The organism is Streptomyces sp. NPDC002888, from assembly GCF_042888465.1.
In the GTDB taxonomy this organism is placed as follows: domain Bacteria; phylum Actinomycetota; class Actinomycetes; order Streptomycetales; family Streptomycetaceae; genus Streptomyces.
This window is the reverse complement of the sequence record NZ_JBIAPU010000028.1, coordinates 71,186-87,156: the sequence shown is the minus strand read 5'-3', so window position 1 is coordinate 87,156 and position 15,971 is coordinate 71,186. Positions and strand designations below refer to the sequence as shown.

Sequence of the window (15,971 nt, the reverse complement as noted above, 5' to 3'; positions counted from 1 at the left end):
CGCCCGGTGCGAGGACCGGGGACCGCCCCGGACACGCGGGCGCAGAACATCCCCGCGTCGTCCCGGTACCCGCAGGCAACCCACACCGGCGCATCGCGTACCGCTTCGGAAGGAACACCCCACGCATGAGCCACAGCACAGCATTCACCGGCCCGCGCAAGACAGCGGTCGCGACGGCCGAGCCCTTCCATCCGTAATCCCGGCGCAGCGGCGATGGCGCGTACCGCATGTCCAGCTGCCGACACACTTCAGGCCGCGCTGAGCGGTTCGGGCATCGCTTGCCGGCAGCCGGATTCGCGGTTCTCGCCCGCGCCCGCCCGCCCGTTCGCCCGCGCGGAGAGGAGAGCCCCGTGAATCCGACGCTCGAACCCAGCGTGCTCCATCTGCTGCGCCGCCACGCAGCCGAGCGGCCCGACCGGACCGCCGTGACGTTCGTCCACGACCACGACGCGCCCGACGGCGCGCGGAGCCTGACCTACGCCGAACTGGACGCGGAGGCCCGCCGCGTCGCGTCCTGGCTGCAGGAACGCTGTGCCCCCGGCGACCGGGCACTGCTGCTGCACCCGGCCGGGCTGCCGTTCGTCACCGCCTTCCTCGGCTGCCTCTACGCCGGGGTCGTCGCGGTGCCCTCACCGATGCCGGGTCAGTTCCAGTACCAGCAGCGCCGCGTGACGAAGATCGCAGGCGACGCGGACCTGAGCGTGGCACTCACCGACGTCGGCCAGCTGCACGAGGCACAGCAGTGGGCCGCCGGCAGCGGACTCGACCTGCCCGTCGCGGCCAGCGACGCCCCCGACTTCGGCGACGGCGGGAGCTGGCGCGACCACGGCGCCACCGCCCAGGACCTGGCGCTGCTGCAGTACACCTCCGGCTCGACGGGCGACCCCAAGGGCGTCATGGTCGACCACGCCAACCTGCTGCACAACGCGGCCAGCTTCGGCCGGGCCCTCGGCTTCACCGAGGAGACCAACTTCGGCGGCTGGATCCCCCTGTACCACGACATGGGCTTGATGGCGCAGTCGCTGCCCGGCCTCTTCCTCGGCAGCCAGGTCGTGCTGATGTCGCCGATGGCCTTCCTCAAGCGCCCGCACCACTGGCTCAAGCTGATCGACCGCTACGACATCGGCCTCTCGGCCGCGCCCAACTTCGCCTACGAGCTGTGCACCCGGCGGGTCACCGACGAGCAGATCGCCGGACTCGACCTGTCCCGCTGGCGGTTCGCCTGCAACGGCTCCGAGCCGATCCAGGCCAGCACGCTGCGGGAGTTCGCCGAACGCTTCGCCCCGGCCGGCTTCCGGGCCGAGCAGTTCGCCCCCTCGTACGGCATGGCCGAGGCCACCGTCTTCATCTCCGCCCGCGCGTCCCGCCCGCCGGTCTTCCGCGCCGTCGACGCGCAGGCGCTGGAGAAGCACCTCGTCCAGGACCCCGAGCCGAACGCCCCGGTGCGCGAGCTCGTCGGCTGCGGCGACGCCCTCGACTTCGACGTGCGCATCGTCGACGAGCAGGGCACCGTGCTGCCCGACGGCACCACCGGTGAGATCTGGCTGCGCGGACCGAGCGCCGCCCGGGGCTACTGGGGCCGCCCGGACGCGACCGAGCAGACCTTCCACGCCCGCACCGCCGACGGCGACGGCCCCTATCTGCGCACCGGCGACCTCGGAGTCCTCGTCGACGGCGAGATCTACGTCACCGGCCGCACCAAGGACCTTCTCATCGTGCACGGCCGCAACCTCTACCCGCACGACATCGAGCACGAACTGCGGCTGCAGCACGCGCAGCTGAGGACCCTGGCCGGCACCGCCTTCACCGTCCCCGTGCCGCACGAGGAGGTCGTGGTGGTGCACGAGATCCGCGGCCGGTTCACCGAGGACCAGCTGCGCGAACTCACCGTCGCCATGCGCGCCACCGTGCACCGCGAGTTCGGCGTGCACGCCGCGGGCATCGTGCTGCTGCGGCCCGGTGCCGTCCGCAAGACCACCAGCGGCAAGGTGCAGCGCAGCGAGATGCGCGGCCTCTTCCTGGCGGGAGACCTCACCCCGCTGTACGCGGACCTGGCCCCCAGCCTGCAGGCGGCTCGGGCGGGAGCGGCCGGGTGAGCGCGCGCCTGCCGCAGTGGCCCGTCGGCGTGCCGGCCGCGCTGGCCGAGGCGATGGACACGGCGGCTGCGGCGGGCGGCCCGTTCAGCGGGCGCCGGACCGCGGAGCTGGACGCCGCGGAGGCCTTCCCCGACCAGGAGTGCGCCCTGCTGGACGCCGCCGGCTTCCCCCGCGCCTACGTACCGGCCCGGCTCGGCGGAGCCCCCGGGGGCCTGCCCGAACTGGTCGACGCGCTGCGCGTGGTGGCCGCCCGCGACCTGACCGCCGCCGTGGCCCACGGCAAGACCTTCCTCGGCTCGGTGTCGACCTGGGTCGCCGGAACCGAGGAGCAGCAGCGGGCCCTGGCCGCCCTGGTGCTCGACGAGCACGCGGTGGTCGCCTGGGGCCTGACCGAGCCGGGCATCGGCAGCGACCTGTTGGCCGGCAACCTGGCCGCCGCCCCCGCACCGGACGGCGGATGGCGGCTCACCGGCGAGAAATGGCCGATCAACAACGCCACCCGGGGGCGGCTCATCTGCGTCCTGGCGCGCACCGGCCCGGACGGCGGGCCGCGCGGGTTCAGCCTCTTCCTGGTCGACAAGTCCACTCTCCCGGACGGCGCCTGGCAGCCGCTGCCCAAGGAGCCCACCCACGGCATCCGCGGCGCGGACATCAGCGGGATCCGCCTGAACGACGCGCCCGTCCCGGCCGACGCGCTGATCGGGCGGATCGGTGACGGCCTGGGCATCGTCCTGAACGCGCTGCAGCTCACCCGCACCATGTGCGTCGCGCTCTCCCTGGGCGTCGGCGAGCACGCGCTGCGCCTGGCCGCCGACTTCGCCGCCGAGCGGGCCCTCTACGGCACCCGGCTGCTGCTTCTGCCGCTGGCCCGGCGCACGCTGGGCCGGGCCGCCGCCTCCCTGGCCCTGGCCGACGCCGCGACCCTGCTCGCGGCGCGCTGCGCCCACGGACTCACCGGCGAGATGAGCACCGTCTCGGCCGCCGTCAAGGCCGGGGTGCCCTGGATGGTCCAGCAGGCCATCGACGACCTCGCCGAAGTGATGGGCGCCCGCGGATTCCTGACGGACCATCATGCGGACGGCGCGTTCCAGAAACTGGAACGTGACCACCGGATCGTGGCCGTCTTCGACGGCAGCACGGCGGTCAACCGCTCCCTGCTCATCTCCCAGTTCCCCCTGCTGGCCCGATTGATCCGCACCGGCACCCACGACGCGGCCGGACTCGCCGCGGTCACCGGGGAGACCCCGCTGCCCGACCTCGACTTCCGGGCCCTGCGCCTGGTGAGCCGCACGGGCTGCAGTGTGGTCCAGTCGGTGCCGGACGCCGCCGGGCGGGTCGCCGCTCTGGCCGCGGCCGGCTCCCTGCCGGACCGTGCCGCCGAACTGGCCGCCCAGCTCTCCGCGCAGACACGGGCGCTCGCGGACGCCATGGCCGAACTGCCGCCGAGCACAGGGTCCGCCCCGGCCGCGGCCTTCGCCGTGGCCCGGCGCTTCGAGCTGTGCTTCGCCGGTGGCGCCGTCCTCCACCTGCTCGCCGCGCCCGGCGGCCGGGAGCGCACGGTGACCCTGACCGCGGCCCTGGAACGGTGCCTGGAGCTGCTGGTGCCCGGCCACCGGCCGCCCTCCGACGCCTACGAGCCCCTCGTCCCGCCCCTCGCACACCCCGTGGAGGAACCGGTCCGATGACTCTCGTCGATCCTGCCGGAAGCACCGCCCCCGCAGCAGCCGCCGACCCGAGCGACCGGCTGGAGGCCCTGCTCGGCGACGCCGGCGACCCCGCCAACCCGGTCGGCCGGGCCGCGGTGCTCGCAGCCGACGCCCAGGGCACCCTGCTGGCGGCCGGTGAGGAGCTGCTCACCGCCTTCGGCCTGAACGCCCAGTTCGTCCCTCAGGCCCTGGGCGGCCGGTTCACCGGTCCGGAGGAGCTCATCGCCGTCATGCGCGCCGTCTACCGGCGCGACCCCTGCCTGGGCCTCGGCTACGGCGTCGGCTCCTTCATGGCCGCCGTCAACGTCTGGACCGCCGGCAGCGACGAGCAGCAGGCCCGGCTCGCCGAGCACCTGCTCTCCGGCGGCCGGGTGGCCTGCGGCTACCACGAGCTGGCCCACGGCAACGACTTCGCCCGCGCCGAGGTCCGCGCGCTGCCCGGTCCGGACGGGCGGCTGCTCCTCAACGGCCGCAAGGAGGTGGTGGCCAACATCACCCGGGCCGGCGCCATCGTGGTCTTCGCCCGCACCAGCGACGCCCCCGGCAGCCGCAGTCACTCCCAGCTCCTGCTGGAGGCGGACCGGCTGCCACCGGAGACCGTCACCCACCTGCCCCGCTACGGCACCGTCGGGATGCGCGGCGTACCGCTCGGCGGGATCGAGTTCACCGACTGCCCCGTCCCGGCCGACGCCGTGGTCGGCACCCCCGGCCACGGACTGGAGACGGCCCAGCGGTCCTTCCAGCTCACCCGGATCGCACTGCCCGGCATGACCGCCGGCCTGCTCGACACCGCGCTGCGCACCGCCCTGCGCGGCGCGCTCGGCCGCCGGCTGTACGGCGGCACCGCCGCCGACCTGGCCCTGTCCCGGACGGTGCTCGCCGAGGCCTTCGCGGACCTCCTGCTCGCGGACGCGTTCGTCACCGTGGCCGCCCGCGCGGCCCACACCGCTCCCGCGCAGTGCGCCGTGTACGCCTCGGCGGTCAAACTCCTCGTCCCGGCGCTGCTGATGGCGGCCGTCCGGCGGCTCGGCGACCTGCTCGGCTCACAGTTCTACCTGCGCGACGCGGAGCAGCCGCTGTTCCAGAAGCTGCAGCGCGACGTGCTGCCCTCGGCCTTCGGCCACGCATCCCGGGTCTCCTGCCAGTCCGCGCTGCTGCCGCAACTGCCGCTGACCGTACGGCGGACCTGGAGCAAGGAGGACGGGCCGGTGCTGCCCGACGTCACCTTCCGGCCCGGGGAGGCGCTGCCGCCGATGGACTTCGGCGCCCTCGCCGTCACCGCAGGCGGACGCGACCCGCTCTCCCGGACCCTGCTCGAGGGGGCCGAGCGGCGCACCGGCGAGGACCCGGCGATCGCCGGGCAGGCCGTGGAGCATGCCGCCGAGGTGCGGGCGCTGGCCGCGGAGGCAGCCCTGCTCACCCCCGCCCAGCTGGGTCCCGCGGCACCGCCCGAGGCCTTCGACCTGACGACCCGGTGGGCCTCGGCGCTCGCCGCCGCGGCCTGCCTGGGCCTGTGGTGGCAGCGGCCGCGGGACGGGCGCGGCCTGGGTGCCGAGCCCGCCTGGGTCCTGGCGGCGCTGCACCGCCTGGGAGCCCACACCGGGCGCCATCACGACCCGCTGCCCGAGCCGCTCACCGAGCGTCTGTACGCGGAGCTCCTCCGGCGCCACGACGCCGGCCTCACGTTCGACCACGCGTGCCGCCCCACCGGCGCGTGAGCCCGTCGTGACCGTCCCCTCAGACCCGACACCCCTCAGACCCGACTACCAGGGAGGTTCCATGGCCGAGACCACCGACCACGCGGACGCCGTCGACACCGAAGAGATCCGGCAGTGGCTGCGCGGCTGCGTGGCCGCGAGCGTCCGGATTCCCACCGAGAACATCGACTTCGAGGTTCCGCTGTCCGAGTACGGCCTCGACTCGGTGTACGTGCTCAGCCTGTGCGCCGACATCGAAGACCGCTACGGCATCGAGGTGGAGCCCACCCTGCTCTGGGACCACCCCGCCATCGGCCCGCTCGCGGACGCCCTCACGCCGCTGATCGCCGGCCGCTAGAACCTGTCCGGCCGAGCAAGTCGGTCCCAGGCGCACGACGGACGGAGGGCCGCCGGGTTTCCCGGCGGCCCTCCGTCCGTTGCGTCACCCCCACAGCCCGTGTCAGGCCGCGGTCAGTCCGACCGGTAGGCGTTCGGGGCCGTTGACGACGATCGAGTCGAGCAGCTTGGGCTCGCCGGCGAGCTCCACCCGCACCGACCGGTTCAGCAACTCGCCGTAGAGCAGTCGCAGTTCGACCTTGGCCAGCATGCTGCCGAGGCAGAAGTGCTCGCCGAACCCCAGGGCCAGGTGCCGGTTGGGCTTGCGGGTGACGGTGAAGGTGTCGGGGTCGTCGAAGACGGTCTCGTCGCGGTTGGCCGACGGCAGCCAGAAGACGACCGGGTCGCCCGCCTCGATCTTCTTGCCGTGGATCTCGGTGGTCCGGGTGGCGGTCCGCATGATGTGGGTGGCGGTCGACGTCCAGCGCAGCACCTCCTCGACCGCGGACGGCAGCAGCTCCCGGTCCTCGGCCACCTGCCGCCACTGCTCGGGGTGTTCGAGGAAGGCGAGCATGCCCCCGGCGGCGGCGATCCGGGTGTTCTCGGTGCCGCCGACCAGCAGGTTGTCGCAGTTGAGGATGACGTCCTCCGCACCGAGCCGCTCGCCGTCGAGGGTGGCCGTCGCCAGCACGCTCACCAAGTCGTCCGCCGGCCGCCGCGCCTTCTCCGCCTGGAGCGACTCGAAATACCCGAGGATGTTCAGGTGGGCGAACCGGCGGTCGAGCGGGTCGCCGGCCGCGAAGGCCTGGCTGGTCAGGTCGTAGAGGTACTCCCAGTCGGACTCCGGCACCCCCATCATCTTGCAGATCACGTAGAGCGGCACGCGCGCGGCGACGTCCGCCACGAAGTCACAGGTGCCCTGCTGCAGCGCCTTGTCGACGATCCCCTTGGTGATTCCCGCCATCTCCGCCTCGAGTTGGCGAACCGAGCGCACCGAGAACCACTCGTCCACCAGGCCGCGCAGCTGGCGGTGGCGCGGCGCGTCGGTCAGGGCCAGGGTGCGGCCGCCGCCCGGGTCGACGCCGTGGTCGGCCGGCCGGAGCAGGATCCCCTGGGCCGAGCTGAAGGTCTCCGCATCCCGGTAGGTGGTGCGTACGTCCTCGTAGCGGGTCAGTGCCCAGAAGCCGGGCAGCTCCGTGGCCGGGTGCCAGTACACCGGATCGTTGGCCCGCAGCCAGCGCCACTGCACAAAAGGATCGCCGTGCGAGTAGAGTCCGGGATCCACCAAATTGATCGGCGGGGCCGATTCGGCCGGCGCATTGTGCATGGGAATGCCTCACAGGATCGTCGGAATTCGAGACCGAAATATCATGCACGTGTCCGGGGCGTTGGCGGAATGTCGTCCGGAATCCCGGGGCCGGGCGCAGGCGCCGATGTGAAGCTCCATTCCGTACGACTGTCAACCGCGTTCGGGCAGCACGTCCGAACAGTGTTCAACCGGCGCGGCGGCACAGTTGAACGGCCTGCCCCGAACCCGCCAGGTCGCAGGCGCGGCAAGGCCGTTCGAGCGGCCGTAGCTCATTGATCGCATCAGCGTCCCTGAGCCATAGTGGATCACGTCCCGGGCGGCGGAGAGTGCGTGCCGGGGGAAACGTGTTCGGCGTCGAGGACGCCTTTTGCGGCAAGGGGCCGCATTTTGCGATTCCATCGGGACGCCAAGTATTCAGTTCCGGCTGGCCCGCCTCATGACTGCATCGCAGGGTGTCGGTCGAACCTGCGCGCTGCTTGAGGTTCCTGCTGTCGCCTGCCGGCCGATGAGTCGAACCGAATGGAGTGCGCGGGAATGGCTACGTCTGAGGGTGGACTCCGGGAGTTGATGGCCGGCCAGCTCGCGATCTGGTATGGCCATCAGCTCGCGCCCGAGAACCCGTACTTCAACGGTGGCGAATACCTGGAGCTCGACGGAGACGTGAACCTCGCGCTCCTGGTGCAGGCCTCACGACGCCTGATGGAGGAGGCGGACGCCGTTCGGCTGCGGATCCGCGAGGTCGACGGGCAACCGAGGCAGTACTTCCACGACGTGGCGGACTACCCGGTGGACGTCATCGACGTCAGCGGCGATGCCGACCCGCGTGCGGCCGCCGAGCGCCTGATGTGGGAGGACCTCCGGCAGGAGCGAGGGACGGCCGACCGCGCCCTCTACCGCATCAAGATCTTCACGGCCGGTCCCCGCCTCACCCTGTGGTACCAGCGCGCCTACCACGTCATCCTGGACGGCCGCAGCATCGGGCTGATCGTCGGCCGGCTCTCGCAGATCTACAACGCGCTGCTGCAGGGCGGCTCGGTGGACGAGACCGCCCTCCCGTCCAGCACCGTGCTGATGGATGCGGAACGCGACTACCGGGCCTCCGCCGACTACCAGGCGGACCGGGAGTACTGGAGAGGCGTCCTCGCCGGGATCCCGGTGGCGGAGGGCCTCGGCGGGAGCCACGCGAGGCGGGTCCAGGGAGCCCCCGTCCGGTTCTTGGAGGACGTCGACGACTCGGTCGCCGCGGACCTGAAAGCGACCGCCCGCCGGCTGGGTACCAACTTCGCCGGCCTGATGATCAGCGCCGCGGTGCTCTACCAGCACTACCGCACCGGGCAGCGCGACGTGGTCGTAGGCGTGCCGGTGAGCGGACGCGTGGGGACGCGGGACCTCGCGGTTCCGCTCATGACCCACAACGTCCTCCCGATCCGGGTGGAGATCACCCCGGACACCACCGTCGCGGACCTCGTGCGGCGCACGACCCGCGCGGTGTTCCAGGGCCTGCGCCACCAGCGCTACCGCTACGAGGAGATGCTCCACGACGCGGCGCTCGGCGAGGGCGACCTGTGGGACCTGACGATCAACGTCATGTCCTTCGACATCTACGCACTGCCGTTCGGCGACTGCACCATCACCGCGCACAACCTGGCCAGCGGGCCGGTCGACGGCACCCGGATCGACGTCTACGACCGGTCCGGCATGGAGATCGCCGTCGACATCAACGGCGACGCGCCCGGCCTCACACCGGGCGACGAGGTCTACCGCCGCTTCCTCGCCCTGGCGAACTGGCTCGCCTCCGTCGAGGCCGACGAACGGGTCAGCCGCTCCGGCCTTCTGGACGCGGACGAGCGTCGGCGGGTGTTGGTGGAGTGGAACGACACGGCGGTGGAGGTCGAGCCGTCGACGCTTCCGGGGTTGTTCGAGGCGCAGGTGGCGCTCACGCCTGATGCGGTGGCGGTGGTGTTCGAGGGTGTGGAGGTGTCGTACGCGGAGCTGGATGCGCGGGCGAACCGCTTGGCGCGTCTGCTGGCCGGCCGCGGCGTCGGCCCGGAGTCGGTGGTGGGGGTGTGCCTGGAGCGCGGGGTCGAGTTGGTGGTGGCGCTGCTGGCGGTGGTGAAGGCGGGTGCGGCGTATCTGCCGCTGGATCCGGGCTACCCGGCGGAGCGGATTGCCGTGGTGCTGGAGGATGCCGTGCCGGCCGCGGTGGTGACGGCGCGGGCCTTCACCGAGGTGATCCCGGCTGGTGCACCGGTGGTGGTGCTGGATGCGCCGGCCGTCGTCGAGGAGTTGGCGGGTCTGCCGGGCACGGCGCTGGGTGCGGCCGTGCTGCCGGGGCATCCGGCGTACGTCATCTTCACGTCGGGTTCGACGGGGCGTCCGAAGGGCGTTGTGGTGGCGCACGAGGGCATCGTGAACCGGCTGGCGTGGATGCAGTCCCGCTATGAGCTGGGTGCTGAGGACCGGGTGGTGCAGAAGACGCCGTTCGGGTTCGACGTGTCGGTGTGGGAGTTCTTCTGGCCGCTCTCGGTGGGCGCGGCCCTGGTGGTGGCGCGTCCGGGCGGGCACCGGGATCCGGAGTACCTGGCCTCGCTGATCTCCGGGCAGGGGGTGACGACGGCGCACTTCGTGCCGTCGATGCTGGAGGCGTTCCTTGCCGAGCCGTCCGCGGCGGGTTGCGGTGCGGTGCTGCGCCGGGTGGTGTGCTCGGGTGAGGCGCTGTCGCCGGTGGTGGCAGATCGCTTCTTCGAGGTGTTCGACGGGGTGGAGCTGCACAATCTGTACGGTCCGACGGAGGCCGCGGTCGATGTCACGGCGTGGCGTTGTGAGCGGGGCAGTGGAAGCGGTGTCGTGCCGATCGGTGGGCCGGTGGCCAACACCCGTCTGTATGTGCTGGACGAGTACTTGCAGCCGGTCGCTCCCGGTGCGGCGGGCGAGCTGTATATAGCCGGCGTGCAGCTCGCGCGCGGGTACGCCAACCGGGCCGCGCTCACCGCGGAACGTTTCGTTGCCTCGCCGTACGGCACCGGGGAGCGGCTGTACCGCACCGGTGACGTGGCCCGTTGGACCGCTGATGGTGTGGTGGAGTACCTGGGCCGTGCGGACGAGCAGGTGAAGATCCGCGGCTTCCGTATCGAGCCGGGGGAGATCCAGGCTGTCGTTGCCGCGCATGCGCGGGTCGCGCAGGCGGCTGTCGTCGCGCGTGAGGATGTGCCGGGTGACAAGCGTCTGGTGGCGTATGTCGTCCCGGAGGGCGGCAGCAATTCCGAACTGCCCGAAGACGTAAGGCGGTTCGTCGCTTCCCGTCTTCCCGAGTACATGGTGCCCTCGGCCGTCGTCGTCCTGGATGAGCTGCCGTTGTCGGTGAACGGCAAGCTGGACCGCAAGGCCCTGCCCGCGCCCGAGTACTCCACCGGCTCCGGTCGTGCCCCCGCGAACGTGCGTGAGGAGGTCGTCTGCGCGGCCTTCGCCGAGGTGCTGGGTCTGGAGAGCGTCGGCGTGGACGACGACTTCTTCCGTCTTGGCGGCCAGTCGCTGATGGCGATCCGCCTGGTGGGGAGGCTCCGCAAGCTCGGTGTGTCCGTATCGGTACGGGCGTTCTTCGAAACACCGACGCCGGCCGGTCTCGCCCGGTCCGTGGGTGCCGCGGAGGTCGCCGTGCCGGCGAACCTGATCCCCGCCGACGCGATCGCGATCACGCCGGAGATGCTTCCGCTGGTCGAGTTGACCGCTGAGGAGATCGAGCGGGTCGTCGCCACGGTGGAGGGCGGCGCAGCCAACATCGCGGACATCTACCCGCTCGCCCCGCTCCAGGAGGGCCTGCTCTTCCACCACCTCCTCGATGACGGCGACGACGACACCTATCTGGCCTCCTTCGTGTTGGAGTTGGACTCCAAGGAGCGGCTCGACGTCTTCGCCGACGCGCTGCAGCAGGTGCTGGACCGGCACGACATCTTCCGCACGGCGATCGTCTGGGAGGGGCTGCCCGAGCCGGTCCAGGTGGTGTGCCGGCGTGCTGAGCTGCCGGTGACCGAGGTGGCTCTCGACCCGCAGGCCGCCGACCCGGTTGCCGAACTGGCCGCGGCGGTCGGCCGCACGGTGGACCTCACCCGGGCCCCGCTGCTCGGGCTCCACGTGGCCGAGACCGCGGACGGCCGCCGCCTCGCCCTGCTGCGGCTGCACCACATGGTGCAGGACCACACCACGGTCGAGGTGCTGCTCGCCGAGATCCAGGCCATCATGCAGGGGCGCGACACCGAGCTGCCGCAGCCGCTGCCGTTCCGCGACGTCGTGGTCCAGGCCCGGGCGGGGCTCGACGGTGAAGGGCACGAGCGCTTCTTCGCCGAGCTGCTGGGCGACGTCACCGAACCGACAGCGCCGTTCGGGCTGCTGGAGACGCGTGCGTCCGGGACGGAGACGGTCGAGACCGAGGCGCGGATCGCCCCCGATCTGGAGCGCAAGCTCCGCGAGGTCTCCCGGAAGGCCGGCGCCAGCCCCGCGACGCTGATGCATGTCGCCTGGGCGCGGGTCCTCGCGGTGGTGAGCGGCCACGACGACGTGGTGTTCGGCACGGTCCTGTTCGGCCGGATGAACGCCGACGCCGAGGCGGACCGGCAGCTCGGCCCCTTCATGAACCTGCTGCCGGTGCGCGTGAAAACCGGAGACCTGGGTGTGCTGGCCGCCGTCGGCGCGGTGCGAAGCCAGCTCGCCGCACTGCTCGAACACGAGCACGCACCGCTCGCCGTGGCGCAGAACGCCAGCGGAGTGGAGGGCGAGAGCCCTCTGTTCGCCTCCATGTTCAACTTCCGGCACAACGACCGTTCCGTCCGTAAGAGCGGCACCCTCTTCGACGGCGTCGAGCTCCGCCACTACCGGGAGTACACCAACTACCCACTCGCGGTGAACGTCGACGACGACGCTGACGCGATGCGGGTGAGCGTCGACGTGCTGCCCTCCGTGGACCCACGGCTCGTCATCTCGCTGCTGTGCACGGCGACGTGGAACCTGCTGGTCTCATTGGAGACGGCGCTGGACGGTGGTCCGGAGGTCGCGCTGGGTGCGGTTGAGGTGCTGGACGCGGTGGAGCGTCGGCGGGTGTTGGTGGAGTGGAACGACACGGCGGTGGAGGTCGAGCCGTCGACGCTTCCGGGGTTGTTCGAGGCGCAGGTGGCGCTCACGCCTGATGCGGTGGCGGTGGTGTTCGAGGGTGTGGAGGTGTCGTACGCGGAGTTGGACGCGCGGGCGAACCGCTTGGCGCGTCTGCTGGCCGGCCGCGGTGTCGGCCCGGAGTCGGTGGTGGGGGTGTGTCTGGAGCGCGGGGTCGAGTTGGTGGTGGCGCTGCTGGCGGTGGTGAAGGCGGGTGCGGCGTATCTGCCAATGGATCCGGAGTATCCGGCGGAGCGGCTCGGCTATGTGGTGGAGACGGCGGGCGTGTCTGTGGTGGTGACCACCGGCGGGCTTGCGGAGGTGCTTCCGGCGGGTGTGGCGGGGGTGCTGGTGGAGGATCCGGCCCTGGCGGATCTCGACGGTGGCGCGCTGGGTGTGGTGATAGAGCCGCAGGATGCCGCGTATGTGATCTTCACGTCGGGTTCGACGGGGCGTCCGAAGGGCGTTGTGGTGGCGCACGAGGGCATCGTGAACCGGCTGGCGTGGATGCAGTCCCGCTATGAGCTGGGTGCTGAGGACCGGGTGGTGCAGAAGACGCCGTTCGGGTTCGACGTGTCGGTGTGGGAGTTCTTCTGGCCGCTGCTGGAGGGTGCGTGCCTGGTGGTGGCGCGTCCGGGTGGGCACCGGGATCCGGAGTACCTGGCGTCGCTGATCTCCGAGCAGGGGGTGACGACGGCGCACTTCGTGCCGTCGATGCTGGAGGCGTTCCTTGCCGAGCCGTCTGCGGCGCGGTGTGTGAGCCTGCGCCGGGTGGTGTGCTCGGGTGAGGCGCTGTCGCCGGTGGTGGCAGATCGCTTCTTCGAGGTGTTCGGCGGGGTGGAGCTGCACAATCTGTACGGTCCGACGGAGGCCGCGGTCGATGTCACGGCCTGGTCGTGCGAGCGCGGGCAGAGCACCGGTGTGGTGCCGATCGGTGCGCCGATCGCCAACACCCGGGTGTACGTCCTGGATGCCGGGCTGAGCCCGGTTCCGGTGGGTGCGGGCGGTGAGCTCTATCTGGCGGGTGTGCAGTTGGCGCGTGGTTATGCGGGCCGTGCTGCCCTGACGGGGGAGCGGTTCGTTGCGAACCCGTTCGAGCCGGGCGCGCGGATGTATCGCACCGGTGACATCGCCCGTTGGCGGGCGGATGGCCAACTGGAGTACCTGGGCCGGGCCGATGAGCAGGTGAAGATCCGCGGCTTCCGGATCGAACCGGGAGAGGTGCAGGCCGTGATCGCCGGGCATCCGCTGGTGGCGCAGGCCGCGGTGATCGCTCGCGAGGATGTGCCGGGTGAGCTGCGTCTGGTGGCCTACGTCGTCCCGGACTCCGACTCCACAGCTGAACTTCCTGAAGCTGTACGGGAGTTCACGGCACGGCAGCTGCCGGACTACATGGTGCCCTCGGCCGTCGTCGTCCTGGACGAGCTGCCACTGAGTGTCAACGGCAAGCTCGACCGCAAGGCCCTGCCCGCCCCCGCATACACCGCGGGAGAGGGCCGAGGCCCGGCGAACGCGCGTGAGGAGATCGTCTGCGCCGCCTTCGCCGAAGTCCTCGGTCTGGAGAGTGTCGGCGTCGACGACAACTTCTTCCGTCTCGGCGGCCACTCCCTGCTGGGTATCCGCCTCGTCGAGCAGCTTCGCCTGCGGGGTGTAGCGGTGTCTGTGCGGACGTTGTTCCAGGCCCCGACGCCGGCCGGTCTGGCCGCCTCCACCGGTGTCGTCCAGGTGGAGGTGCCGGCGAACCTCATCCCCGCCGACGCGCGGGAGATCACCCCGGAGATGCTCCCGCTCGTCGACCTGACCACCGACGAGACCGAGCGGATCGTGGCCACCGTCGAGGGGGGCGCCGCGAACATCGCGGACGTCTATCCTCTGGCCCCGCTCCAGGAGGGCCTGCTCTTCCACCACCTCCTCGCCGAGGGCGGCGAGGACGCCTATGTGCTGCGGGCGGCGCTGGAGTTCGACACCCGGGAGCGTCTGGACGCGTTCGTCGAGGCGCTGCAACTGGTCGTGGACCGGCACGACATTTTCCGTACGTCCTTCGTCTGGGAGGGCCTGCGCGAGCCCGTGCAGGTGGTGTGGCGCCGCGCCGTCCTGCCGGTGGCCGAGGTGACCCTCGGCCCGGACACCACCGACCCGGCGGCCGAGCTGCAGGCGATCGTCGGCTCCTCGATGAACCTGGGCCACGCACCGCTCCTGCGGGTGGACTACGCGGCGCTGCCGGGCGGAGGCTGGATGGCGCTGACCCGGATGCACCACACGGTGCGCGACCACACCGCGCTGGAGGTCGTGCTCAGCGAGGTCCGGACGATCGTGGCCGGGCGTGCCGCGGAGCTGCCCGCGCCGATGCCGTTCCGCAACTTCGTCGCACAGGCCCGCCTTGGAGTGCCGCTCGCGGAGCACGAGCGGTACTTCGCCGGACTGCTCGCCGACGTGGACGAGCCGACCGCGGCGTACGGAGTGCTGAACGTGCGCGGCGACGGCGCGGACACCGTGCACGGGGTGACCGCCTTCAGCGGGGATCTGAACACCCGCCTGCGGGAGATCGCACGCCGCCTGGGAACCAGCCCCGCGACGCTGCTGCACGTGGCGTGGGCCCGGGTGCTGGCCGCGGTCAGCGGCCGCGAGGACGTGGTCTTCGGCACCGTGCTGTACGGCCGGATGAACTCCGGGGCCGGTGCCGACCGGGTGCCCGGACCGTTCATGAACACGCTGCCCGTCCGCGCCCTGACGGACCGCCACGGTGTGCTCGCCGCCGTCACCGCGATGCGCGACCAGCTGGCCGAGCTGCTGGAGCACGAGCACGCGCCGCTGGTGGCGGCACAGCGGGCCAGCCGCATCGTCGGCGACGCTCCGCTGTTCACCTCGTTCATCAACTACCGGCGCAACGAGGCGCAGAGCCCCGAGGAGCGCGCCGGCGAGGTGATGGAGGGCACCCGCCTGCTGCTGTCGCGGGAGCGCACCAACTACCCGCTGGTCATCCTGGTCGACGACAACGGCGACGGGATCGAGGTCGCCGTCGACGCCGTGGGCTCGATCGACTCGGCCGAGGTGGGCACGCTGGTGTGCACCACGACCGAGAACCTGGTCGGCGCACTGGAGAAGGCGCTGGACGGTGGCCCGGAGCTGCCGCTGAACGAGGTCCGGGTGCTGGGCGAGGCCGAGCGCTCGCGCCTGCTCACGGAGTGGAACGACACGGCGGACGAAGTGCCGGCCGGCACCGTCGCCGACCGCTTCGAGGCCCAGGCGGCACGCACCCCCGACGCGGTGGCGATCGTCGCCGACGGCGAGCGGGTGTCGTACGCCGAACTGGACGCCCGGGCGAACCGGCTCGCGCACTACCTGGTCGGCCAGGGCGTCGGCGCCGAGTCCGCGGTGGGCCTGGCGCTGCCGCGCGGCGTCGAGATGATCACCGCGATGCTGGCGGTCTGGAAGGCCGGCGCCGGCTATCTGCCGATCGACCCCGAGCAGCCGGCCGACCGGGTGGCGTTCATGCTCACCGACTGCCAGGTGGCACTGGTGCTCACCACCGAGGAGTTCCTGGACGAGCTGCCGGCCGGCCGGATCCGCGCGGTGACGCTGGACGGCACGCTGACGGCGATGCAGCTGGCCGCGGCCCCCACGACCGCGCCGGAGACGGCGGCGGACCCGGGCTGCCTGGCCTACGTGATCTACACCTCCGGCT

At 72.0% G+C, this 15,971-nt stretch carries 6 protein-coding genes (1 of these 6 cut by a window edge); 5 read left to right on the top strand and 1 reads right to left on the bottom strand.

The genetic code is table 11. The features are described from left to right. The first annotated feature begins 350 nt into the window (after positions 1-350). The 4 genes from ACFYWX_RS35610 to ACFYWX_RS35595 all read left to right on the top strand — a co-directional run bounded on the left by ACFYWX_RS35610 (position 351) and on the right by ACFYWX_RS35595 (position 5,857). Positions 351-2,096 (top strand): fatty acyl-AMP ligase, encoded by a 1,746-nt coding sequence (locus ACFYWX_RS35610; protein WP_389428979.1) that lies wholly within the window; start codon positions 351-353, stop codon positions 2,094-2,096. Beyond that, positions 2,093-3,781 (top strand): acyl-CoA dehydrogenase family protein, encoded by a 1,689-nt coding sequence (locus ACFYWX_RS35605; protein ID WP_389428978.1) that lies wholly within the window; start codon positions 2,093-2,095, stop codon positions 3,779-3,781. Before ACFYWX_RS35610 ends, ACFYWX_RS35605 begins: the two co-directional genes overlap by 4 nt. Beyond that, positions 3,778-5,520 (top strand): acyl-CoA dehydrogenase family protein, encoded by a 1,743-nt coding sequence (locus tag ACFYWX_RS35600; RefSeq protein WP_389428977.1) that lies wholly within the window; start codon positions 3,778-3,780, stop codon positions 5,518-5,520. Before ACFYWX_RS35605 ends, ACFYWX_RS35600 begins: the two co-directional genes overlap by 4 nt. Positions 5,521-5,581: 61 nt before the next feature. After that, a complete protein-coding gene (locus ACFYWX_RS35595) occupies positions 5,582-5,857 on the top strand; it encodes an acyl carrier protein (RefSeq protein WP_389428976.1) in 276 nt (91 codons plus the stop codon). Between the two features lie 102 nt (positions 5,858-5,959). Here ACFYWX_RS35595 and ACFYWX_RS35590 read toward each other — a convergent pair whose 3' ends face one another. Then, positions 5,960-7,120, bottom strand: a complete 1,161-nt coding sequence (locus ACFYWX_RS35590) for a cytochrome P450 (RefSeq protein WP_389428975.1) — start codon at positions 7,118-7,120, stop codon at positions 5,960-5,962. 558 nt (positions 7,121-7,678) lie between these two features. Between ACFYWX_RS35590 and ACFYWX_RS35585 the strand changes: the two genes are divergently transcribed. Next, on the top strand, positions 7,679-15,971 hold the 5' portion of the coding sequence (locus ACFYWX_RS35585; RefSeq protein WP_389428974.1) for an amino acid adenylation domain-containing protein. 4,598 nt of this gene lie beyond the right edge of the window; 8,293 of the gene's 12,891 nt are visible here — the first part of the coding sequence; it begins with the start codon at positions 7,679-7,681; its stop codon lies beyond the right edge, outside the window.

What these genes read in the sequence shown, in the direction of transcription:
- ACFYWX_RS35600 (WP_389428977.1), top strand. Translation starts at nt 3,778, where the DNA reads ATGACTCTCGTCGATCCTGCCGGAAGCACCGCCCCCGCAGCAGCCGCC.
- ACFYWX_RS35595 (WP_389428976.1), top strand. Translation starts at nt 5,582, where the DNA reads ATGGCCGAGACCACCGACCACGCGGACGCCGTCGACACCGAAGAGATC.